General features: G+C 70.5%; 18 protein-coding genes. 13 read left to right on the plus strand and 5 right to left on the minus strand.

Annotation, left to right across the window (positions count from 1 at the left end; genetic code table 11):
- The first annotated feature begins 56 nt into the window (after positions 1 to 56).
- The 3 genes from xseA to P1P70_RS19325 all read left to right on the plus strand — a co-directional run bounded on the left by xseA (position 57) and on the right by P1P70_RS19325 (position 2,354).
- Positions 57 to 1,307 carry an exodeoxyribonuclease VII large subunit gene (gene xseA, locus P1P70_RS19315; protein ID WP_319239284.1) on the plus strand — a complete coding sequence of 417 codons (1,251 nt, stop codon included), beginning with the start codon at positions 57 to 59 and terminating at the stop codon, positions 1,305 to 1,307.
- Between the two features lie 10 nt (positions 1,308 to 1,317).
- On the plus strand, positions 1,318 to 1,593 hold the full coding sequence (locus tag P1P70_RS19320; RefSeq protein ID WP_319239286.1) for an exodeoxyribonuclease VII small subunit: 276 nt from the start codon (positions 1,318 to 1,320) through the stop codon (positions 1,591 to 1,593).
- A gap of 170 nt (positions 1,594 to 1,763) precedes the next feature.
- Positions 1,764 to 2,354, plus strand: coding sequence for a malonic semialdehyde reductase (locus tag P1P70_RS19325; RefSeq protein ID WP_319239289.1), 591 nt, complete (start codon positions 1,764 to 1,766; stop codon positions 2,352 to 2,354).
- A gap of 78 nt (positions 2,355 to 2,432) precedes the next feature.
- Here P1P70_RS19325 and P1P70_RS19330 read toward each other — a convergent pair whose 3' ends face one another.
- Positions 2,433 to 2,951 carry a DUF4245 domain-containing protein gene (locus tag P1P70_RS19330; protein ID WP_319239292.1) on the minus strand — a complete coding sequence of 173 codons (519 nt, stop codon included), beginning with the start codon at positions 2,949 to 2,951 and terminating at the stop codon, positions 2,433 to 2,435.
- A gap of 125 nt (positions 2,952 to 3,076) precedes the next feature.
- Here P1P70_RS19330 and glpX point away from each other — a divergent pair, with 125 nt between their 5' ends.
- Positions 3,077 to 4,111 carry a class II fructose-bisphosphatase gene (gene glpX / locus P1P70_RS19335; RefSeq protein ID WP_319239295.1) on the plus strand — a complete coding sequence of 345 codons (1,035 nt, stop codon included), beginning with the start codon at positions 3,077 to 3,079 and terminating at the stop codon, positions 4,109 to 4,111.
- A 205-nt stretch (positions 4,112 to 4,316) separates the two neighbouring features.
- Here the strand turns inward: glpX and P1P70_RS19340 are convergent, their stop codons facing one another.
- Together P1P70_RS19340 and P1P70_RS19345 are read right to left on the minus strand one after the other, a co-directional pair.
- Positions 4,317 to 4,694 carry a WhiB family transcriptional regulator gene (locus P1P70_RS19340; RefSeq protein ID WP_319239298.1) on the minus strand — a complete coding sequence of 126 codons (378 nt, stop codon included), beginning with the start codon at positions 4,692 to 4,694 and terminating at the stop codon, positions 4,317 to 4,319.
- Between the two features lie 173 nt (positions 4,695 to 4,867).
- Positions 4,868 to 5,590, minus strand: coding sequence for a DUF1707 domain-containing protein (locus P1P70_RS19345; RefSeq protein ID WP_319239301.1), 723 nt, complete (start codon positions 5,588 to 5,590; stop codon positions 4,868 to 4,870).
- A 189-nt stretch (positions 5,591 to 5,779) separates the two neighbouring features.
- Here P1P70_RS19345 and P1P70_RS19350 point away from each other — a divergent pair, with 189 nt between their 5' ends.
- Positions 5,780 to 7,447 (plus strand): fumarate hydratase, encoded by a 1,668-nt coding sequence (locus P1P70_RS19350; protein ID WP_319239304.1) that lies wholly within the window; start codon positions 5,780 to 5,782, stop codon positions 7,445 to 7,447.
- Positions 7,448 to 7,510: 63 nt separating this feature from the next.
- Here P1P70_RS19350 and P1P70_RS19355 read toward each other — a convergent pair whose 3' ends face one another.
- Complete coding sequence (locus P1P70_RS19355; protein ID WP_319239307.1) at positions 7,511 to 8,245, minus strand: hypothetical protein; 735 nt, start codon at positions 8,243 to 8,245, stop codon at positions 7,511 to 7,513.
- A gap of 162 nt (positions 8,246 to 8,407) precedes the next feature.
- Between P1P70_RS19355 and P1P70_RS19360 the strand changes: the two genes are divergently transcribed.
- From P1P70_RS19360 to P1P70_RS19370, 3 genes are all read left to right on the plus strand, one after another.
- Positions 8,408 to 9,793: a class II fumarate hydratase gene (locus tag P1P70_RS19360; RefSeq protein ID WP_319239310.1), complete on the plus strand. Its 1,386-nt coding sequence runs from the start codon at positions 8,408 to 8,410 to the stop codon at positions 9,791 to 9,793.
- Positions 9,794 to 9,908: 115 nt separating this feature from the next.
- Entirely contained in the window at positions 9,909 to 10,601 is a 693-nt protein-coding gene (locus tag P1P70_RS19365) for a DUF402 domain-containing protein (RefSeq protein WP_319239313.1), read from the plus strand.
- Positions 10,602 to 10,944: 343 nt separating this feature from the next.
- Positions 10,945 to 13,104, plus strand: coding sequence for a SpoIIE family protein phosphatase (locus tag P1P70_RS19370; protein ID WP_413471493.1), 2,160 nt, complete (start codon positions 10,945 to 10,947; stop codon positions 13,102 to 13,104).
- Positions 13,105 to 13,288: 184 nt separating this feature from the next.
- Here P1P70_RS19370 and P1P70_RS19375 read toward each other — a convergent pair whose 3' ends face one another.
- Complete coding sequence (locus P1P70_RS19375; RefSeq protein ID WP_319239330.1) at positions 13,289 to 15,667, minus strand: transglycosylase domain-containing protein; 2,379 nt, start codon at positions 15,665 to 15,667, stop codon at positions 13,289 to 13,291.
- Positions 15,668 to 16,001: 334 nt separating this feature from the next.
- Here P1P70_RS19375 and P1P70_RS19380 point away from each other — a divergent pair, with 334 nt between their 5' ends.
- The 5 genes from P1P70_RS19380 (at position 16,002) to P1P70_RS19400 (ending at position 21,190) form a co-directional block, all read left to right on the plus strand.
- Positions 16,002 to 16,526, plus strand: a complete 525-nt coding sequence (locus P1P70_RS19380; RefSeq protein WP_033531809.1) for a PadR family transcriptional regulator — start codon at positions 16,002 to 16,004, stop codon at positions 16,524 to 16,526.
- The gene (locus tag P1P70_RS19385) at positions 16,523 to 17,227 is read left to right on the plus strand and encodes an ABC transporter ATP-binding protein (RefSeq protein WP_319239320.1); all 705 of its coding nucleotides are present in this window, start codon (positions 16,523 to 16,525) and stop codon (positions 17,225 to 17,227) included. The genes P1P70_RS19380 and P1P70_RS19385 overlap by 4 nt, the downstream gene beginning before the upstream one ends.
- On the plus strand, positions 17,224 to 19,587 hold the full coding sequence (locus P1P70_RS19390) for an ABC transporter permease (protein WP_319239323.1): 2,364 nt from the start codon (positions 17,224 to 17,226) through the stop codon (positions 19,585 to 19,587). The genes P1P70_RS19385 and P1P70_RS19390 overlap by 4 nt, the downstream gene beginning before the upstream one ends.
- Positions 19,588 to 19,667: 80 nt before the next feature.
- Entirely contained in the window at positions 19,668 to 20,201 is a 534-nt protein-coding gene (locus P1P70_RS19395) for a carboxymuconolactone decarboxylase family protein (RefSeq protein ID WP_319239326.1), read from the plus strand.
- Positions 20,202 to 20,395: 194 nt separating this feature from the next.
- Entirely contained in the window at positions 20,396 to 21,190 is a 795-nt protein-coding gene (locus P1P70_RS19400; RefSeq protein ID WP_319239329.1) for a class I SAM-dependent methyltransferase, read from the plus strand.
- Positions 21,191 to 21,713 lie beyond the last annotated feature (523 nt).

Genomic DNA, 21,713 nt, shown 5'->3' on the forward strand with positions numbered 1-21,713 from the left:
ACCCCCTCCCACGCTCGCCGTCGGCTTTGTCCGCACCCCCCGCTACGCTCGGCCGCATGGCACTCAACACATCCGCCGAATCCCCCCTCCCCGTCGGCGAGGTCTCCCGCCTCATCGGCGGCTGGATCGACCGGCTCGGCGCGGTGTGGGTCGAGGGGCAGATCACCCAGCTGTCGCGGCGCCCGGGCGCGGGCGTCGTGTTCCTCACGCTGCGGGACCCGTCGCACGACATCTCCGTGGGCGTCACCTGCTACCGGCAGGTGTTCGACGCGGTGGCCGACGTGGTGAGCGAGGGCGCCCGGGTCGTCGTCCTGGCGAAACCGGAGTGGTACGCCCCGCGCGGGCAGCTGTCGCTGCGGGCCACCGAGATAAAGCCGGTCGGGGTCGGTGAACTGCTCGCCCGGCTGGAACAGTTGAAGAAGTCACTGGCGAGCGAGGGCCTCTTCGCACCCGAGCGGAAGAAGCCGCTGCCCTTCCTGCCGCAGCTGATCGGGCTCATCTGCGGCCGGGCCTCCGCGGCCGAGCGGGACGTGCTGGAGAACGCGCGGCACCGCTGGCCGGCCGTCCGCTTCGAGGTGCGCAACGTCCCCGTGCAGGGCGTGCACGCGGTACCGCAGGTCGTGCAGGCGGTGAAGGAACTGGACGCGCTGGAGGACGTGGACGTCATCGTCGTGGCGCGCGGCGGCGGCAGCGTGGAGGACCTGCTGCCGTTCTCCGACGAGCAGCTCGTACGGACGGTCGCGGCCTGTCGTACGCCGGTGGTGTCGGCGATCGGGCACGAACCGGACACTCCGTTGCTGGACTACGTGGCGGACCTGCGGGCGTCCACGCCCACCGACGCGGCCAAGAAGGTCGTACCGGACGTGGGTGAGGAGTACGAGCGCGTGCGGTGGCTGCGGGACCGGGCACGGCGGTGCGTACAGGCGTTCGTGGAGCGGGAGGAGCGGGGGCTGGCGCACGCGTTGGCGCGCCCCTCGATAGAGGATCCGCACCGCATGATCGACGAGCGCGCCGACCACGTGGCGTCGTTGCTCGACCGGGGACGGCGCTGCCTCGGGCACCATCTGGACCGCGCCTCCTCGGAGTTGACGCACACGCACGCGCGCGTGGTGGCCCTCTCCCCCGCGGCGACGCTCCAGCGGGGGTACGCGGTGCTGCAGAAGGCGGACGGGCACGTCGTCCGCGCCCCCGGCGAGGTCGGGCCGGAGGAGCCGTTGCGGGCGCGGGTGGCCGAGGGCGAGTTCGTCGTCCGGGTCGACGGAGCCGGGACCGTCCACGAGGCCGGGACTGTCGGAGGGGACGCATAAGGTGAGCCGCATGACCAGCAACGTGAGTGAGGCCGAGGGGACGACCGAGGCCGCCGGGGTCTCGGAGGCCGACCGCGCCCTCGGGTACGAGCAGGCGCGGGACGAGCTGATCGAGGTCGTACGACGGCTCGAGGCGGGCGGTACGACGCTGGAGGAGTCCCTCGCCCTCTGGGAGCGCGGCGAGGAGCTGGCCAAGGTCTGCCGGCGCTGGCTGGACGGAGCGCGGGCGCGCCTGGACGCGGCGCTGGCGGAGGACGATGAGGGGGAGGGCGGGGCCGAGTCCTGACCCGCTCGGGAGAGGCCCGCCTCGCCCGCGCCGCCGGCATCCGCAGTCCAGCTGACCGCTCAGGACACTGTGAAGCGGATCACAGGCCCCACCCTTTGTTGAATGTTGAACTTCATTGGCGTACCGTCGAGGACGTACACCCCACATCGCCCTCGCACGAAGGTTGTCCCATGTCGCTCGTTCTCGACCCCGCCGCCCAGGACCTGCTGTTCCGCGAGGCCCACACCGCGAACACGTTCACCGACGAGCCGGTGACCGAGGAGCAGGTGCAGGCGATCTACGACCTGGTCAAGTACGGCCCGACGGCCTTCAACCAGACCCCGCTGCGGATCGTTCTGGTCCGCTCCGCCGAGGCCCGTGAGCGTCTGGTGCCGCACATGGCCGAGGGCAACCAGGCCAAGACGGCCGCCGCCCCGCTGGTCGCGATCCTTGCCGCGGACAACGAGTTCCACGAGGAACTGCCGACCCTGTTCCCGGCGTTCCCGCAGGCCAAGGACCTCTTCTTCGCCGAGCGCGCGGCCCGTGAGTCCGCCGCCGGGATGAACGCCGCCCTCCAGGCCGCGTACTTCATCATCGGCGTCCGCGCCGCGGGCCTGGCCGCCGGTCCGATGACGGGCTTCGACTTCGCCGGTGTCCAGAAGGAGTTCCTGGACGACGACCACACCCCGCTGATGGTCGTCAACATCGGCCGGCCGGGCGAGGGCGCGTCCCACCCGCGCTCCCCGCGTCTGGACTTCGACCACGTCGTCACCACGGTCTGAGCCCCACAGCGGTCATGACGACGGGCCCCGGCGTACTCGCCGGGGCCCTTCGCGCGTCTCGTCCAGCCGCACGCGCGGTCACTCCGTCCGGAGCGCCTCGGCCATCTTCGTCAGCTGCGTGAAGGACGCGGAGCCGGTGACCACGGTGATGGAGTCCGTGCCCTCGAGGACCAGGGCGTCGTAGCGGTCGCCCTCGTAGCGGGTCCAGGTCTCGTCGCCGATCTCCTGCGTGGTCCCGGTCTTCTTCGCGTCCTGGGTGGCGTCCGGGATGAACCGGGACGGCTTCTCGGCGGACTGCTCGATCCCCACGTACTGCCCCTCGGGGTCGTGGAACCCGAGGTGCCAGTGGTCGGACTCGTCGCCCTGGAAGCGGACGGAGGTCGCCTTCCAGGCGGCGGGCAGGCCCTCGGGCGCGGCCACCGGGTAGGAGGCCGCGCGACGTGCCGTCAGCAGTTCGACGCGGTAGTCGACGCGCTTGGGCTCCTGCTCGGTCTCGTCGTGCGGGATGAAGAGATAGATGACCCATGCCGCCAGCACGATGAGCCCCAGGGAGAGGACCATGTCGCGAACGGTCTGCTTGCCTTTCGTACCTGCCACGCCCTCATCGTCGCAGGTGCTCCGGTCTGCTCATCCGTGGGGTCCCCTGCTCATTCTGTCGCACTGACGATAGAGTCGAGCGGAACCCTCATCCGGCCGTCGTCGTATCAGAAAGGTGCGCTCCGATGACCGAGAACCATCATCTGCCGTCCGAGCTCGAAGTCCCCTCCGAGGCCCCCGACCGCAACCTCGCCCTGGAGCTCGTACGGGTGACCGAGGCGGCCGCGATGGCCGCGGGCCGCTGGGTCGGCCGCGGGGACAAGAACGGGGCGGACGGAGCGGCCGTGCGCGCCATGCGGACCCTCGTCTCCACCGTGTCGATGAACGGTGTCGTCGTGATCGGGGAGGGCGAGAAGGACGAGGCCCCGATGCTCTTCAACGGCGAGCGCGTCGGTGACGGCACCGGTCCGGAGTGCGACATCGCCGTGGACCCGATCGACGGTACGACGCTGACGGCCAAGGGCATGACGAACGCGATCGCCGTACTGGCGGCGGCCGACCGGGGCACGATGTTCGACCCGTCGGCCGTCTTCTACATGGACAAGCTGGTCACCGGGCCCGAGGCGGCCGACTTCGTCGACATCGACGCGCCGATCTCCGTGAACATCCGCCGGGTCGCCAAGGCCAAGCGGTCCGCACCGGACGATGTGACCGTGGTCATCCTGGACCGGCCCCGGCACGAGGGGATCATCCAGGAGATCCGGGAGGCCGGGGCACGGATCAAGCTGATCTCCGACGGCGATGTCGCGGGCTCGATCCTGGCGCTGCGGGAGGGTACGGGCGTCGATCTGCTGCTCGGGGTGGGCGGTACGCCCGAGGGCATCATCTCGGCCTGCGCGGTGAAGTGCCTCGGCGGCACGATCCAGGGCAAGTTGTGGCCGAAGGACGACGCGGAGCGGCAGCGGGCGATCGACGCGGGGCACGACCTCGACCGGGTGCTGACGACCGATGACCTGGTCTCCGGGGAGAACGTGTTCTTCGTGGCCACGGGGATCACCGACGGCGAGTTGCTGCGTGGGGTGCGCTACCGGTCGGAGACCGCGACCACCGACTCGATCGTGATGCGGTCGAAGTCGGGGACGGTGCGGCGGATCGACTCGACGCACCGGCTGAGCAAGCTGCGGGCCTACAGCTCCATCGACTTCGAGAAGGCCAAGTAGCCAAGTAGCCAAGCAGCTCCGCCGGTCGCGACGAAGGGGAGGGGTGCCTCGGCCGTCCGTCGGCCGCGCGTTGTCCGTGGCTGGCCGCGCCCGCGCGGCGGAGCCGCATGTCGATCCGGCCTCGCGTCCCTGACGGGGCGCCGCCCCCGGCATCGGCAGGGCGCCCTCTTGTGCGGAGAGGGCGCCCTGTTGGTGAGAGTGCGGGCTAACCCGCCGCCGCTATCGTCCCGTTCGTCCTCGCGGCCTTCTGCAGTTCGACGTCCCGGCGGCGCCTGCGGGCCAGCACCACGCGGCGCTCGGCGGCGGTGAGGCCGCCCCAGACACCGTAGGGCTCGGGTTGCAGGAGTGCGTGTTCCCGGCACTCGACCATGACGGGGCAGCGGGCACAGACCCGCTTGGCGGCTTCCTCGCGGGAGAGCCGGGACGCGGTGGGTTCCTTGGAGGGGGCGAAGAACAACCCGGCCTCGTCACGCCGGCACACGGCCTCCGTGTGCCACGGGGCGTCCTGGTCCCTGTCTCGCACTGGCACCCGCTGGGGCGGAACAGCAGCGACCTGCAGGGACGAATGCGGCGGATGCAGCACGGTCTACTCCTGACGACGGCTTCGCGAGCGAGAGACGATGCAGCAAGGCCTACCCGCTGTGCGCGGGCCTATGCACTGAGTCCCGAACCGCTGGAATTCGTTGTCAACACCGCATGGTCACAACCGGATCGGATCCCTTCGGGTCTGTCCCGGCATGGTCGAATTCACAAGCGTCAACGATCCGTACGTTTGCGCAAATGGTCGTCGACCTTGCGGGCCACATGGTCGGTGACCCGGCCGAGGAGGTCCGCGATCACCTTCCCCCGCTTGGGCTTGGCCTCGACGCTCCCGAGGACCGCGAGTCCGTCCACGTAGACGACAGGGGCGTCGGTCTCGTTCGAATCCAGCGCGTCCACCGCGAAGTCGCCGAGGACGCCGCCGCCGCTGCCGCGCAGCGAGACGTTCTCCGGGACGCGGATCTCCACGCTGCCGAAGACCGAGATCGCCTTGATCATCACCTGGCGGTGCTCGAAGAGCGCCTCGCTCAGGTCCAGCTCGACGCTGCCGAATATCGCGTAGGCGTGGATACGGCGGCCGGGCCGCCAGCGGCCCTTGCGCGTCGAGGCGCTGAAGACGGCGACCAGACGGTCGTCGGGGTCGATCGGGATGGCGCCGGGCGTCGGCCGGTTGGGCACGGAGGAGACGGGCGGCACATACACCGGCCCGGTTTTGCGGGCCTGGCCGGCCGGCAGGTCCCGTACGAAGACGTCCAGCTCGCCCACCGTCTTCGCGGCGAGCACGCCTTCGACTCGCTCAGCGTGCTCGTCCGCGGTGAGGCGGCCCTCGGCGAGGGCGTCGCGCAGGAGGTCGGCGATCCGGTCGCGGTCGGCGTCGGAGGCGCGCAGCTCGGCGGCGGACAACGGCGGTTCCTGGGTGGGGCGCTTCTGAAGGTCCACGGCAGCAGCGTACCCACTCGCGATAGATCGCGACCAGGGGTGTGGACAACTCCGGGCCGACGAACTGAGCCTTACCTCACAAGCCCGGCCTCCGAGCCAGGTTCTACGCTGGTGGACGCTGCCGATGGAGGCCAGCCGCGCCGTTGTGTCGAGCGCCGAGCGCCGAGTGCCGAGTGAGGAATGGGCGACATGCCTGAGTTCGAGTACACCGATCTGCTCCCCATGGGAGAGGACACCACCCCGTACCGGCTGGTGACCTCCGAGGGTGTCTCCACCTTCGAGGCCGACGGGCGGACGTTCCTCAAGGTGGAGCCGGAGGCGCTGCGCAAGCTGGCCGCCGAGGCGATCCACGACATCCAGCACTATCTGCGTCCGGCGCACCTCGCGCAGCTCCGCCGGATCATCGACGACCCCGAGGCGTCGAGCAACGACAAGTTCGTGGCGCTGGACCTGCTGAAGAACGCGAACATCGCGGCCGCCGGTGTGCTGCCCATGTGCCAGGACACCGGCACGGCCATCGTGATGGGCAAGCGCGGGCAGAACGTCCTCACGGAGGGCGCGGACGAGCGGGCCCTGTCCCAGGGCATCTACGACGCGTACCTGAACCTGAACCTGCGCTACTCGCAGATGGCTCCGCTCACCATGTGGGAGGAGAAGAACACCGGGTCGAACCTGCCGGCGCAGATCGAGCTGTACGCCACCGACGGCGGCGCGTACAAGTTCCTGTTCATGGCCAAGGGCGGCGGCAGCGCCAACAAGAGCTTCCTCTACCAGGAGACGAAGGCCGTCCTCAACGAGGCGTCCATGATGAAGTTCCTGGAGGAGAAGATCCGTTCGCTGGGGACGGCGGCCTGTCCGCCGTACCACCTGGCGATCGTGGTGGGCGGTACGAGCGCCGAGTACGCGCTGAAGACCGCGAAGTACGCCTCCGCGCACTACCTGGACGAGATCCCGGCCGAGGGGTCGCCGCTCGGTCACGGGTTCCGGGACAAGGAGCTGGAGGAGAAGGTCTTCGAGCTGACGCAGAGGATCGGGATCGGCGCGCAGTTCGGCGGCAAGTACTTCTGTCACGACGTGCGGGTCGTCCGCCTGCCGCGGCACGGTGCCTCCTGCCCGGTCGCGATCGCCGTGTCCTGCTCGGCCGACCGCCAGGCCGTCGCGAAGATCACCGCCGAGGGCGTGTTCCTGGAGCAGCTGGAGACGGACCCGGCACGGTTCCTGCCGGAGACCACGGACGAGCACCTGGAGTCCGACGGCGACGTGGTCCAGATCGACCTCAACCAGCCGATGGACGACATCCTCGCCGAGCTGACCAAGTACCCGGTGAAGACGCGGCTCTCGCTCTCCGGGCCGCTGGTCGTGGCGCGCGACATCGCGCACGCCAAGATCAAGGAGCGGCTCGACGCGGGCGAGGAGATGCCGCAGTACCTGAAGGACCACCCGGTGTACTACGCGGGCCCGGCGAAGACCCCCGAGGGGTACGCCTCCGGTTCCTTCGGTCCGACCACGGCCGGCCGGATGGACTCCTACGTCGAGCAGTTCCAGGCGGCGGGCGGCTCCAAGGTGATGCTGGCGAAGGGCAACCGGTCGCAGCAGGTCACGGACGCGTGCGGGTCGCACGGCGGGTTCTACCTCGGCTCCATCGGCGGCCCCGCCGCGCGCCTCGCGCAGGACTGCATCAAGAAGGTCGAGGTCGTCGAGTACGAGGAGCTCGGCATGGAGGCCGTCTGGAAGATCGAGGTCGAGGACTTCCCGGCGTTCATCGTCGTCGACGACAAGGGCAACGACTTCTTCAAGGACCCGGCCCCGGCGCCCACGTTCACGTCGATTCCGGTGCGGGGGCCGGGACTGGCGTAGCGGGGTTCGGGGCGGTGGGAGCGAGGCCCTCGCTCCCACCGCCCGCACCCGTGTGTCGGCCCCTTACGCCAGCTTCTTCACCTGCGCGTCCACGACCGCCGTCGGGAACTCGAAGTCCTTGCCCGTCGCGGCCGAGGCCAGGTTGAGGGCGGTGAAGTAGCCGACGGTGCCGCCCTTGCGGAAGATGACGACCTTCATCGGGATCTTCGTGCCCTCCGCGTCGCTGAGGTAGTTGATCGCGATCGCCTCGTCGGCGCCCTCCGGCGCGGTGTCCGTGGCGACCTTGGTGACGTCCTGGGAAGTGCCGTCGACCGTGACCTCGAAGCCGTCCGCGCAGGCCTTGGCCGAGGTGTCCAGGGACTTCATCACGCTCTGGGCCGCGTCGCCGTCGTAGGAGGTCAGCCGGAGCAGGACCCTGGTGACGTCGAGGCCCTCGGTGCCGCCGCTCTTGGCCGCCTTGGCGGGGTCGATCTCGGCGGACGTCTCGCGCTGCACGGTCGCGGCCGGCTCGTCCACCACGGAGCCGACCATGGCGTACGCGACGGGCGCGCACTCGTCGCTGCCCGGCTTGACGTCCTTGCGGTCCAACGTGGCGGTGGGCTCGGTGACCTTGTGGCCCTCGACGTCCCCGTCCTTCAGGACGACCTTCTCCAGGTCCGCGGCGGACAGGGCCGGCGTCCTGCCGCCCGAGTCGCCCTCGCCCCCGCTCTCGCCGGAGTCCGAGCACGCGGCGAGCAGGGTCAGGGACAGGGCGGCGGCACCGGCCACGCAGGACCGGCGTATGACAGCGCTTCTCAAGTCACGTTCTTTCTTCGACGTTTCATTCGACACTTCGTTCGACGATCGGCTCGTCGGGGGTGACGGTACTGCACGTCCCCGACATCAGCGTGCGGAGTTTCACGCTCACCCGCACGGGGCAGTGCCGGGAACACCACGGTGGTCCCGGACGCTGTACCGGGCATGAGTGACTACCGCGTCGAACACGACTCCATGGGTGAGGTCCGCGTGCCGGCGGACGCCAAGTGGCGGGCCCAGACACAGCGGGCGGTCGAGAACTTCCCGGTCTCCGGGCAGCACATCGAGCGCGCCCACATCGAGGCCCTGGCCCGGATCAAGGGCGCCGCCGCGAAGGTCAACGCCGAACTGGGTGTGCTCGACAAGGACATCGCCGAGGCGATCCGGGAGGCGGCCGAGGAGGTCGCGGAGGGCCGCTGGGACGCACACTTCCCGGTGGACGTGTTCCAGACGGGCTCCGGGACCTCGTCCAACATGAACACCAACGAGGTCGTCGCCACCCTGGCGAGCGAGCGGCTCGGGCGCGATGTGCATCCGAACGACCACGTCAACGCCTCGCAGTCGTCCAACGACGTCTTCCCCTCCTCGATCCACATCGCCGCCACCGCCGCCGTGACGCGGGATCTGATCCCGGCACTGCGGCATCTCGCCGACGCGCTCACCCGCAAGTCCGTGGAGTTCGCGGACGTCGTGAAGTCCGGCCGTACGCATCTCATGGACGCCACACCGGTCACTCTCGGCCAGGAGTTCGGCGGGTACGCGGCCCAGGTGCGGTACGGGATCGAGCGGCTGGAGGCCTCGCTGCCCCGGCTCGCCGAACTCCCCCTGGGCGGAACGGCGGTGGGGACCGGCATCAACACGCCGCCCGGGTTCTCCGCCGCCGTGATCGCGGAGGTCGCCCGGGCCACCGGGCTGCCGCTCACCGAGGCGCGGGACCACTTCGAGGCGCAGGGCGCGCGGGACGGGATCGTCGAGACGTCCGGGCAGCTCCGTACGATCGCCGTCTCCCTCACCAAGATCGCCAATGATCTGCGGTGGATGGCGTCGGGGCCGAGGACCGGTCTCGCGGAGATCTCCCTGCCGGACCTCCAGCCCGGCTCCTCGATCATGCCCGGCAAGGTCAACCCGGTGATCCCGGAGGCCGTTCTCATGGTCGCCGCGCAGGTCACGGGCAACGACGTCACGGTCACCACGGCGGGCGCGTCCGGCAACTTCGAGCTCAACGTCATGCTGCCGGTCATCGCCAAGAACGTCCTGGAGTCCGTACGGCTGCTGGCGAACGTCTCGCGGCTGCTCGCCGACCGGACCGTGGACGGGATCGTCGCGCACCGGGAACGGGCCCGCGAGTACGCCGAGTCGTCCCCGTCCGTGGTCACCCCGCTCAACAAGTACATCGGGTACGAGGAGGCCGCGAAGGTCGCCAAGAAGGCGCTCGCGGAGCGGAGGACCATCCGGGAGGTCGTCCTGGACGGCGGGTACGTGGAGCGCGGCGATCTGACGCTGGAACAGCTCGACGAGGCGCTGGATGTCCTGCGGATGACGCGGCCGTGACCGGACGGCGGGTTCCGGCCTTCGTGGGTGTCCCCCGGGTAACCGATTCCCGCCAAGGCGTGAACCGTGAACCGGTACCGCAGCGTCATATGCGCATGACACCTAATATCTGCGCATGGGAGACGACGGAGTGGTGAGACGAGTGGAAGCGGGCGGGTCGGCGGCGTTCTGGGAGCCGGGGAGTCAGATCCTGTGGCGTTACCGGGAGAACGGCGGCGAACGCTTCCATATCGCGCGTCCCGTCACGGTGGTGCGCGACGACGCGGAGCTGCTGGCCGTGTGGATGGCGCCCGGTACCGAGTGCGTCCGGCCCGTGCTGGCGGACGGCGCCTCGCTGAACTCGGTACCCCTCGCGTCCCGCTACAAGGAGCCACGCGGCGTGCGGCACGGCCGGTGGTCGGGCTCCGGAGTGCTGAAGCTGGCACGGCCGGGCGAGCCGTGGTCGGTGTGGCTGTTCTGGGAGCAGGGTTGGCGTTTCAAGAACTGGTACGTCAATCTGGAGACCCCGCTGGCCCGTTGGGACGGCGGCGTGGACTCCGAGGACCACTTCCTGGACATCTGCGTGTATCCGGACCGATCGTGGAACTGGCTCGACGAGGACGAGTTCGCGCAGGCCCAGCAGGACGGTCTGATGGACGCGTCGGCGGCCGAGCGGGTGCGGGAAGCGGGGCTGTCGGCGGTCGAGGTGATCCGCGCGTGGGGCCCGCCGTTCTCGGACGGCTGGCAGCACTGGCGCCCGAATCCGGCGTGGGGAGTACCGTCTCTCCCGGACGACTGGGACCGTACGCCCGCGCACTTGTCCTCATGAGACCCTTGATGCGCCCCCGGTCCGCAACCGTAGGATCGTCCTCCGCAAGAGTTCACAGGGGCAACTCCCGCAGTTCGGGCAGGGCTTGACCGTACGTCACCGAGGGGCGGCAAGACGTGAGCAAGGGGTACGAGGGTTACACCGGGGCGAGCCGGAGACGGCCCGACGGGCGGGCGGTGCTGTCGTTCGACGAGCCCACCGGTACCGTGTGTGCCACAGGAACTGCCTCTGACCACGCGGGAATTCCGTTCCCAGGACACGTAATCCGGGTATCGGCCTTTCTGCGGGACGAAGTATCGGGTTTGCGGGACGCACTGCGCTCACGACGCGCAGTCCCGGACGGATGGATTCGACACGCGTGACGGAGCACCCCACCTCCCACGAGCGCCCTCAGGGCGGCGCCGCCCCCACGGACCCCCGCGGGGCGCTTCTGCGTACCCAGGAGCCGATGCGCACCGCGCCCGCCACGGCCTTACCCGCTCAGGCACGCATGGGTGACGCGCCGGCCGAGCCGGGCACCACGACCTCGTGCGCGAAGAGCGAGGCGCCCTCGGAGCACGCCCAGCCGGCGCTCTCCGAGCACTCGCAGCCCGCGGCCACCGAGCCCGACCCGCACCGCCCGAGGCCCGCGCCGGAGACCATCCCGGCGCAGCCCGGCGGTGAGCCGGACCGGTCGGGCAGCGGTACCGGCGGCGGCAGCGGCAATGGCGGCGGTACCGGCGGCGGCGGCAACGGCGGCGGTCCGGAGCGGCGCGGCGGGCAGGGAGTGCCGCCCGGCGCCCCCATGCCCATGCGCCGCGACGGCGACCGGCTGCGCTTCGTGGGCGCCGCGACCCGACGGATCGCCCGGGGCATCGACCTGGACGAGATCGTGATGGGTCTGTGCCGGGCCACCGTGCCGACGTTCTCGGACGCGATCCTCGTGTATCTGCGCGAGCCGCTGCCGGTCGGTGACGAGCGGCCCACCGGGCCCATGGTGCTGCGGCTGCGCCGCACCGACCGCATCCCGGAGGAGCGGGACACCGAGGGCGGCTTCATGCCCTCCTCGCTCCAGCCCGAGCAGCCCGTGGACCTGGCGGTCGTCACCGCCGAGCAGTGCGAGGTGCGGCCCGGAGGGGCGCTCGCCGAGGTGCTGCGGGGTGTGCGCCCGGTCTTCGCGGACGCTCCCGCCGCGCACGACGCGCTGCCGGAACTCCTCGGCCCGGACGCCGAACTGACCGTGCCGACCGGCCAGCGGGCGATCCTCGCCCCGCTGCGCGGCCGGCGCCGGGTGATCGGCGCGGCGGTGTTCCTGCGCCGCCCGGAGCGGATGGCGTTCGAGCAGGACGACCTGCTGGTCGCCGCCCAGCTCGCCACGCACAGCGCGCTCGGCATCGACAAGGCGGTGCTGTACGGCCGCGAGGCCTACATCGCCGACGAGTTGCAGCGCACGATGCTGCCGGAGGCGCTCCCGAAGTGCACCGGCGTGCGGCTCGCACACCGGTATCTGCCGGCCGCCGAGACCGCGCGGGTCGGCGGCGACTGGTACGACGCGATCCCCCTGCCGGGGAGCCGGGTCGCACTGGTCGTGGGCGATGTGATGGGTCATTCGATGACCTCGGCCGCGATCATGGGTCAGCTGCGGACCACCGCGCAGACCTTGGCGGGGCTGGATCTGCCGCCGCAGGAGGTGCTGCACCACCTCGACGAGCAGGCCCAGCGGCTCGGTACGGACCGCATGGCGACCTGTCTGTACGCCGTGTACGACCCGGTCTCGCACCGGATCACCATCGCCAACGCCGGGCATCCGCCGCCGGTGCTGCTGCATCTCGGCGGGCGCGCCGAGGTGCTGCGGGTACCGCCGGGCGCGCCGATCGGCGTGGGCGGGGTGGACTTCGAGGCGGTCGAACTGGACGCGCCGGCCGGCGGCACGCTGCTGCTGTACACCGACGGGCTGGTGGAGTCCCGGCTGCGGGACGTGTGGACCGGCATAGAGCAGTTGCGGGAGAAGCTGGCCGCGACCGCGCAGTTGACCGGGCCGGACCATCCGCCGCCGCTGGAAGCGCTGTGCGACGAGGTGCTGGACATGCTCGGCCCGGGGGACCGTGACGACGACATCGCGCTTCTTGCCGCGCGCTTCGATGGGATCGCTCCCAGCGACGTCGCGTACTGGTTCCTGGAGCCGGAGGAGATGGCTCCGGGGCGGGCGCGTCGGCTGGCCCGGCACGCGTTGTCCCGCTGGGGGCTGGAGGAACTGACCGACTCGGTCGAGCTGTTGATCAGCGAGGTGGTCACCAACGCGGTGCGGTATGCGACGCGGCCCGTCACCCTGCGGTTGCTGCGGACCGATGTGCTGCGGTGCGAGGTGACGGACGACGTGCCGCAGCTGCCTCGGCTTCGGCAGGCTCGGGCGACGGACGAGGGGGGCCGGGGGCTCTACCTGGTCAATCGGCTGGCGAAGCGGTGGGGGGCCACTCGGTTGAGCGCGGGGAAGGTTGTGTGGTTCGAGCTGAACCAGGCGTGAGGGATTTCGCGGGAGCGCCGCAGGGCTTCCGCGAGTTCGGCGGGTGCGGGTCCGGTGGGGCTTCTCGCGCCCACGCGGCGGAGCCGCAAATCGGCACAGCCCCGCGCCCCTGGAGGGCCTGCGGCCCTCAGACGCGCAAAGGGCGCCCGGTGAATCACCGGGCGCCCTCCGCTTATCTCGATCGCTAGTCGTCCACCTGCGGGTCATTCGGGTTCGTCGGGAAGTCGATGCCGCCGGCGTCGCCCGACGGGGTCTCCTCCGGGGTGGTCGAGGGGGTTTCCTCCGGGGTGGTCTCCGGCGTCGTCGCGGGCTCGCTGCTGGGCTCCTCCGAGCTCGGCGTCTCCGACGGGGTCGCGGACGGCGTCTCCGACGGGGTCGCGGACGGCGTCTGCGACGGGGTCGGGGACTCCGTGGGCGCGACCGCGGCACCCTGCTTGGTCTCCAGGTCGAACTTGGCGGTCTTGCCCATCACGCCGAAGGTGTACGTGGCCCAGATCTGGGCGGGGAAGCCACCACCGTTGACCCGGGGGACGCCGACGGCTCCGTACATCGGGACGTGCTTGCCGTTCTTGCTCATGTCCTCGCCGAAGAGGCCGACGGAGGTCACGAGGTTCGGGGTGTAGCCGGTGAACCAGGCGGAGCGGTTCTTGTCGGAGGTACCCGTCTTGCCGGCGACCGTCTGGCCGTTGCGCGCCGGGTTCTCGCGCACGGACACCTTGGCCGTACCGTCGTCGACCACGCCGGTGAGGACCGAGGTGACCGTGTCGGCCGCCTCGCGGGTGATGACCTGCTCGCCGATCGGGTCGTCGAACTTGACTTCTTCGTCCCGGCGTTTGGCCTCGGCGATGATGGTCGGGGTGACCTTCTTGCCGTGGTTGTCGAGGGTGGCGTAGATGCCGGCCATCTCCAACGGGCTGGCGCCCATGGAGCCCAGGGTCTGGGCGGGCACGGCCTCCATGCCCTCGGTGTCCATGCCGAGCTTCCCGGCGACCTCCATGACCTTCTCCATGCCCACGTCGACGCCCATCTGGGCGAAGACGGAGTTGATGGACTTGTTCATGGCGGTCTGCACGGTGACGTCGTCGTAGTCGACGTTGTCCTCGTTGGGAGGGGCGAAGCCCACCGCGGTGCCGTTGTCGGTGACCTTGTGACGGCTGTCACCGTCGTAGATCGTGTTGGCGGTGATCGGGTCGCCGTCCTGCGTCTCGGCGTCCTCGTCGACCGCCGCGGCGAGGATCACGGGCTTGAAGGTGGAGGCGGGCTGGTAGTCCCGGCGGGTGGCGTTGTTCGTGAAGTGCTCCACGAAGTTGACACCGCCGTACATGGCGACGACCTTGCCCGTCTTGGGGTCGACGGAGACGGCGCCGGCCTGGATGTGCTTGTCGACCTTGCGCTTCTTCGGGTCGAGCTTGCTGGTGAGGCGTTCCTTGACGGCCTTCTCCAGCGCGGCCTGCTTCTTCGGGTTGATGTTCAGCGTGATCGTCCAGCCGCGCAACTCGATGAGCGCCTTGGCATCTTCGGTGTCATCCGCCTTGCCCGAGGCCACGAGCTGCTTGGCCAGCTGGTTGTTGGCGGCCTCGACCAGGTAGCCGTTCTGGCCGGCCATGCCGGCGGCGGCTTGGGGCGCCTTCGGCTTGGGGAGCTTCATGTCCGCCCGCTCCGAGGCGGACAGCTCCTTCATCTCGACCATGTTGTCCAGCACGTAGTTCCAGCGCGCCGTGACCAGCTTCCTGCCGGTCGGGGTGGCGGTGGCCAGGTCGTACTGGCTGGGGGCCTGGAGCAGTGCTGCGAGGTAGGCGCCCTCCTCGACGGTGAGGTCCTTGGCGTCCTTGCGGTAGTACGCCTGGGCGGCGGCCTGGATGCCCCAGGCCTGACGGCCGTAGAAGCTGGTGTTGATGTAGCCCGCGAGGATGTAGTCCTTGGACTCCTCGCGCTCCAGCTTCAGGGAGATGACCAGCTCGTTGAGCTTGCGGGTCACCGTCTGGTCGGACGTCAGGTAGTAGTTCTTGACGTACTGCTGGGTGATCGTCGAGCCACCCTGCTTGCCCTTGCCGGAGAGGGTGTTGATGACACCGCGCGTCATGCCCTTGAAGTCGACGCCGGGGTCCGAGTAGAAGGTCTTGTTCTCAGCGGCGACGAACGCCATCTGGACCTTCTCGGGGACCTTGTCGAGTTCGACGATCTCGCGGTTGGTGTCGCCGGTGCGGGCGAAGATCTTGCCGTTGGAGAACTTGTAGACGTTGCTTTCCTGGGTCGCCTCGGGGTTCCCCTTGGGGATGTCGATCATCAGGTAGAGCACGATGAAGGCGCCCATGCCGAGCAGGCAGACACCGAAGAAGGTGCCGAGGATCTTCTTCCAGGTGAAGAGGCGGCGCAGGAAGCTCTTCTGGCTCTTCTGCTGCTTCTTGCCGCCGGCCTTGGCCGCCGCGCGCGCAGCCGCCCGGCCGCCGCCCTCGGGCGGGGCTATGACGGCCGTCGCCCCCGCATCGCCTCCGGACGAGCGCTGGGGCGCCGCGCGGCGACCGCCGCGCTGCCGCGCTCGTCTTTCTTCCGCTCGTCCCATGGCTCCGGTCCGCTCCGACTTCTGCTCGGTCTCATACGTCACTCGGGTGTTGTCAGCTCAGCAAGCTAACACCGAGGACTACGACAAGAGGGAGTCGGTCCGCTCTGTGACGACGTGACAAAGCGCACGCGCGACGCGCGGTCGCAGACCTCATCCCACCGGAACGGACGTTCCAACAGGGGGGATGGTTGCCCCACCCGACCCACAGGTTTCCGACGGCGTTGGTGACAGAACCGTGACAATCGGCTCTGACCAGCACCCCTTTCACCTCCGGCAGACACCTATACACGGTAGGTATACGTGCGGTGTATACCTCGTGTGTACAGTCGTGCTCATGTCCATCGGTCACACCCTCCTGGGACTCCTGGAGTCCGGGCCCCGACACGGTTACGACCTGAAGCGGGCCTTCGACGAGAAGTTCGGTCACGACCGGCCGCTGCACTACGGCCAGGTCTACTCGACGATGTCGCGGCTGCTGAAGAACGGCCTCGTCGAGGTCGACGGCATCGAGCCCGGCGGCGGGCCCGAGCGCAAGCGGTACGCGATCACCGAGGCCGGCATCACGGATGTCCAGCGGTGGCTCGCGACACCCGAGAAGCCCGAGCCGTATCTGCAGTCGACCCTCTACACGAAGGTCGTCCTCGCCCTGCTCACCGACCGGAACGCGGCCGACATCCTCGACACCCAGCGTTCCGAGCACCTGCGCATGATGCGCATCCTCACCGACCGCAAGCGCAAGGGCGACCTGGCCGACCAGCTGATCTGCGACCACGCCCTGTTCCACCTGGAGGCCGACCTGCGATGGCTGGAGCTGACCGCCGCCCGACTGGGCAAGCTGGCCGAGGCGGTGACCCGGTGAACTCGGCGTTCTCACCGGCGCCCGCCGGTTCCCTGCTCGTCGCGACCGATCTGCGCAAGGCCTACGGCCCGACCACCGCGCTGGACGGCGCCGAGTTCTCCATCCACCCCGGCGAGGTCGTCGCGGTGATGGGCCCCTCCGGCTCCGGCAAGTCGACGCTGCTGCACTGTCTCGCCGGGATCGTGCCGCCCGACTCGGGCTCGATCACCTACAACGGCCGCGAGATGGCCTCCATGAACGACGCCCAGCGCAGCGCGCTCCGGCGCAGCGAGTTCGGGTTCGTCTTCCAGTTCGGCCGGCTCGTACCGGAGCTGACGTGTGTGGAGAACGTGGCCCTGCCGCTCCGGCTGAACGGCGCCTCCCGCAAGGAGTCCGAGCGGACCGCCCTCGGCTGGATGGAACGCCTGGAGGTCGACGACCTCGCCCGCAAGCGTCCCGGTGAGGTCTCCGGCGGCCAGGGCCAACGGGTCGCCGTCGCACGGGCCCTGGTCACCGGCCCCCGGGTGCTGTTCGCGGACGAGCCCACCGGCGCGCTCGACTCCCTCAACGGCGAGCGGGTGATGGAGCTGCTCACCGAGGCCGCCCGGTCCACCAACGCCGCCGTCGTCCTGGTCACGCACGAGGCACGGGTGGCCGCGTACTCCGACCGCGAGATCGTCGTACGGGACGGGAAGTCCCGGGACATGGAGCGCGTCGTATGAGCCCCGCCGTGTTCCGCCAGTGGTACCGGGACCTGGCGATGGGGGTGCGGTTCACCTTCACCGGGGGCCGTGAGGGGTGGGTGCGGGCCCTGCTCACCGCCGTCGGCGTCGGCCTCGGGGTGGCGCTGCTGCTGCTCACGGCGGCGGTGCCGAACGTGCTGTCCGCGCGGGAGACCCGCGAGGAGGCCCGGCAGGACCGGGGCATCGGCTACCTCCAGCCCCAGACCAAGGCGACCGACAAGAGCCTGGTCATCGCGGACACCGACACCGAGTACCGGCAGCAGGAGATCCGGGGACGGCTCCTCGAACCCGAGGGTGCGGGCGCGCCGCTGCCGCCCGGCCTCGCCGAGTTCCCCGCGCCGGGCGAGATGGTCGTCTCCCCCGCCCTGTCCGACCTGCTGAAGTCCGACGCCGGGAAGCTCCTGCGCGAGCGCCTGCCGTACGAGACGGTGGGCACCATCGGCCAGGCCGGGCTCATCGGCTCGACCGACCTCGTCTACTACGCGGGCGCGAAGGGGATCGCCGACCGCGTCGACGGCTCGGTGGTGGCCCGGATCGACGCGTTCGGGACGGACACCACCGGCGCGCCCCACGAGGACGAGGTCGACCCGATCCTCCTGCTGCTCACCCTGGTCGTCTTCGTGGTGCTGCTGATGCCCGTCGCGGTCTTCATCGCCACGGCCGTACGGTTCGGCGGCGAGCGGCGCGACCGCAGGCTGGCGGCGCTGCGGCTGGTCGGCTCCGACGGGCGGATGACCCGTCGGATCGCGGCAGGCGAGGCGCTCGCGGGCGCCCTGTTGGGGCTGGTCTTCGGCGCCGGCTTCTTCATGCTCGGCAGGGAGGTCGCCGGCTCCGTCGAGGTCTTCGACGTCAGCGTGTTCCCTAGCGACCTCGACCCCTCCCCCGGTCTGGCCCTGCTGGTCGCGCTCGCGGTGCCGGCCGCCGCCGTCCTCGTCACCTTGTTCGCGCTGCGCGGCGTCGTCATCGAGCCGCTCGGCGTGGTCCGCACGGCCAAACCGCCGCGCCGCAGGCTCTGGTGGCGGCTGCTGCCACCGCTCGCCGGTCTCGCCCTGCTCTACCCGATGATCGGCCAGGGCTCGGAGAACGGGACGTTCAACGAGTACATGGTGATCGGCGGTGTCGTCCTGCTGCTGTTCGGCATCACCGCGCTGCTGCCGTGGGTCGTCGAGGCGTTCGTCGCCCGGCTGGGCTCCGGCGCCGTCTCCTGGCAACTGGCCGTCCGCAGGCTCCAGTTGAGCAGCGGTACGGCGGCCCGCATGGTCAACGGCATCGCGGTGGCGGTGGCCGGCGCGATCGCCCTGCAGATGCTGTTCGCCGGCGCCGAGGGCAGGTACACCGAGTCGACCGGCAAGGACGTCACCCGTACCCAGATGGAGCTGACGCTGCCGGACGACCTCCCCCTGAGCGTCGCGGGCGAGGAACTGAAGCGGGCCAAGGGGGCCAAGACCACGGCCGTGCTCTCCACCGCGGAGGTCTCCCCCACCGCCAAGGACCCCGACGCATGGATGGGGGTGACCGTCGGCGACTGTGCCGCGCTGCGCGAACTCGCCACGCTCTCCTCGTGCCGGGACGGTGACGTCTTCGTGATGAAAACTCCTGAGAGGTCCAGGGACGCCGACGTGATGCAGTTCGGTGTCCCTGGGAAGACGCTGTACTTCGGCGCGTCGCTCGGCGGGGAGGAGCCGGGAGCCGAGATCGCCTGGAAGCTGCCGGCCGAGGTACAACAGGTGTCCCGGCGGCCCGACCCGCTGCTGATGGGCACGGAGGGGCTGCTGGCCACCCGCGGTGCCCTGCCCGCGCAGACCGGGGACGAACTCTCCAGCACCATCTACGTCCGCACCGATCCCGAGGTGCCGAACGCGCTCGACGAGGTGCGCAACGCCGCCGTCGCGGTCGATCCGCTGATCCGGACCTGGGAGTGGGCGTCGACCCGTCGACTGGACCAGTTCACGAGCATCCGCACCGGTCTGCTGGTCGGCGCGTCCGCCGTGCTCGTCCTCATCGGCGCGAGCCTCCTGGTCTCCCAGCTGGAGCAGCTGCGCGAACGCAGGAAGCTGCTGTCGGCCCTGGTCGCCTTCGGCACCCGACGCCGCACGCTCGGTCTGTCCGTGCTGTGGCAGACGGCGATCCCGATCACGCTGGGCCTCGTCCTGGCCTCGTCGGTCGGGCTGACCCTGGGAGCGGTACTGCTGAAGATGACGGGCTTCCGGGTCGCCGTCGACTGGCTGGGTGTGCTGTCGATGACGGGCATCGGCGCGGGCGTCGTCCTGCTGGTCACGGCCCTGAGCATGCCGCCGCTGGTGCGGCTCATGCGGCCGGAGGGCCTGCGTACGGAGTAGGACGGTGCCGCGCCGGCCCCGCGGCACCGCCACACTGGACCCCCACCTGCCACCTGCCACCTGCCCGGAGTGAGGACGCCATGTCGCTCGACACCTTGAGGTCCCTGATTCCGGACTACGCGGGGGACCTCCGCCGGAACCTCGACGCCGTCCTCGGTGACTCGCGGCTGTCGGCGCAGCGGTTGTGGGGCACGGTGCTGGTCACGGCGATCGCCTCGCGTTCGGCGATCGTGCTGCGCGAGCTGGCGCCCGAGGCGCGGGCTCGGCTGTCGCCGGAGGCGTACACGGCGGCGAAGTCCGCGGCCGCGGCGATGGCGTTGAGCAACGTCTTCTTCCGTACGCGGCATCTGCTGTCCGACCACGAGTACGGCGCGCTGCGGACGGGGCTGCGGACGAAGGCCATCGGCGATCCCGGGGTGGACCGGGCCGACTACGAGGTGTGGGCGCTGGCCGTGTCCGCGATCAATGCGTGCGGGGCGTGTCTGGACTCGCACGAGCGGGTGCTGCGGGGGGCCGGCGTGAGCCGGGAGACCGTGCAGGAGGCGTTCCGGGTCGCGTCCGTGGTGCAGGCGGTGGGGGTCACGGTGGAGGCGGAGGCGGTTCTCTCCGAGTAGGGCGCGGACGCCTCGCGGCGGGTGGCCGGGAATCGCCTCAGAGCTCGGGGGTGGGGTTGTGGAGCGGCCGCGGGTCGGAGGTGGCTGGTCGCGCAGTTCCCCGCGCCCCTGAAGGGGCAGGGGCTTCGCCCACTGCCCTTCAGCGCCGGAAAACCAGTCGCCGACTGCTTCGTCGCCGGGGAAAATCGGGTCCCATGGCCTCCCTCCCCTCCCCCACCGCCGCATCCCGCACCTTCGAAGAACTCGTCGCCGAGGGCGATGCCGTGCCCACCGAGGGGTGGGACTTCTCGTGGTTCGAGGGGCGGGCCACGGAGGCCCGGCCGTCGTGGGGGTACGCGCGGGGGATGGCCGAGCGGCTCGGGCGGGCCTCGGCTGCGTTGGACATCCAGACCGGCGGCGGCGAGGTGCTCGCTTCCGCTCCCCGGCTTCCGGCGGTGAGCGTGGCCACGGAGGGGTGGCCGCCGAACGTCGCGAAGGCGACCGCCCTGCTGCACCCTCGGGGCGCGGTGGTGGTGGCCAGCGCTGAGGACGCCCCGCTGCCGTTCGCCGACGGGGCGTTCGACCTGGTCACCAGCAGGCACCCGGTGCGGGCGCACTGGCCGGAGATCGCCCGGGTGCTGCGGCCCGGCGGCACGTACTTCGCGCAGCACGTGGGACCGAGCAGCGCCTACGAACTCGTCGAGCACTTCACCGGCCCGTTGCCGGAGGGGAACCGGAGCGCCCGCCATCCCGACGGGGAACGGGCCGACGCCGAGGCGGCCGGGCTGGAGATCGTGGACCTTCGGGCCGAGCGGCTGCGGATGGAGTTCCACGACATCGGCGCGGTCGTGCACTTCCTCAGGAAGGTGGTCTGGATGGTGCCCGGCTTCACCGTCGAGGCGTACCTCCCCCAGCTCCGCGCCCTGCACGAGCGGATCGAGGCCGAGGGCCCGTTCGTCGCGCACAGCGCCCGCCATCTGTTCGAGGCCCGCAAGCCGCAGGCCGGCTGAGCCGGTGTCCACATCGTTACCGCCCGCGGCTTGGCTTCTCCAGGTCTACTCGCGTAGGTTCAGACCAAGGTAATTCGCGTAAGCAAAGCTGCGCGGCACGGCCTCGCGCAGTGGAGGGGGCTGCGCGAAGCCGTGCGCCCCGCCGCCGCCGTCAAGCGCGAGTCCGCCCGCGCTTCACCCGTACGGGGGTGCCGAGGTTCTTCCCCTCGGAAGTCGCACAAGGGTACCCAAACCCCGCATTCCTGCCGAGATTCCTTCATTTCCCCTTGGAATCCGCCGAGATTCGGCCATGATCACCCCTCGATCACACCCAGAATGAACGCTTCCGCGCTCACCGCCACGCTGTCGCCCGACTTCGGAGAGTAGTTGTGGCACGCCGATGCACGCAGCATCACTCACGAAGGGTTATGGTGGAAACCCCCCCTCGGGCCGGTCCGTCTCCCCCCCACGGACCGGCCCGTTTTTTCTGCCCGGAAGACGGCCCTCCGACGAGGCCCCACGCGGGCCCCGGGCGCACCCCGAC

Origin of the sequence: Streptomyces sp. MB09-02B (assembly GCF_033794485.1) — a bacterium.
GTDB lineage: Bacteria > Actinomycetota > Actinomycetes > Streptomycetales > Streptomycetaceae > Streptomyces.

What these genes read in the sequence shown, in the direction of transcription:
- xseA (WP_319239284.1), top strand. Translation starts at nt 57, where the DNA reads ATGGCACTCAACACATCCGCCGAATCCCCCCTCCCCGTCGGCGAGGTC.
- P1P70_RS19320 (WP_319239286.1), top strand. Translation starts at nt 1,318, where the DNA reads ATGACCAGCAACGTGAGTGAGGCCGAGGGGACGACCGAGGCCGCCGGG.
- P1P70_RS19325 (WP_319239289.1), top strand. Translation starts at nt 1,764, where the DNA reads ATGTCGCTCGTTCTCGACCCCGCCGCCCAGGACCTGCTGTTCCGCGAG.
- glpX (WP_319239295.1), top strand. Translation starts at nt 3,077, where the DNA reads ATGACCGAGAACCATCATCTGCCGTCCGAGCTCGAAGTCCCCTCCGAG.
- P1P70_RS19350 (WP_319239304.1), top strand. Translation starts at nt 5,780, where the DNA reads ATGCCTGAGTTCGAGTACACCGATCTGCTCCCCATGGGAGAGGACACC.
- P1P70_RS19360 (WP_319239310.1), top strand. Translation starts at nt 8,408, where the DNA reads ATGAGTGACTACCGCGTCGAACACGACTCCATGGGTGAGGTCCGCGTG.
- P1P70_RS19365 (WP_319239313.1), top strand. Translation starts at nt 9,909, where the DNA reads ATGGGAGACGACGGAGTGGTGAGACGAGTGGAAGCGGGCGGGTCGGCG.
- P1P70_RS19370 (WP_413471493.1), top strand. Translation starts at nt 10,945, where the DNA reads ATGGATTCGACACGCGTGACGGAGCACCCCACCTCCCACGAGCGCCCT.
- P1P70_RS19375 (WP_319239330.1), bottom strand. Translation starts at nt 15,667, where the DNA reads ATGGGACGAGCGGAAGAAAGACGAGCGCGGCAGCGCGGCGGTCGCCGC.
- P1P70_RS19380 (WP_033531809.1), top strand. Translation starts at nt 16,002, where the DNA reads ATGTCCATCGGTCACACCCTCCTGGGACTCCTGGAGTCCGGGCCCCGA.
- P1P70_RS19390 (WP_319239323.1), top strand. Translation starts at nt 17,224, where the DNA reads ATGAGCCCCGCCGTGTTCCGCCAGTGGTACCGGGACCTGGCGATGGGG.
- P1P70_RS19395 (WP_319239326.1), top strand. Translation starts at nt 19,668, where the DNA reads ATGTCGCTCGACACCTTGAGGTCCCTGATTCCGGACTACGCGGGGGAC.
- P1P70_RS19400 (WP_319239329.1), top strand. Translation starts at nt 20,396, where the DNA reads ATGGCCTCCCTCCCCTCCCCCACCGCCGCATCCCGCACCTTCGAAGAA.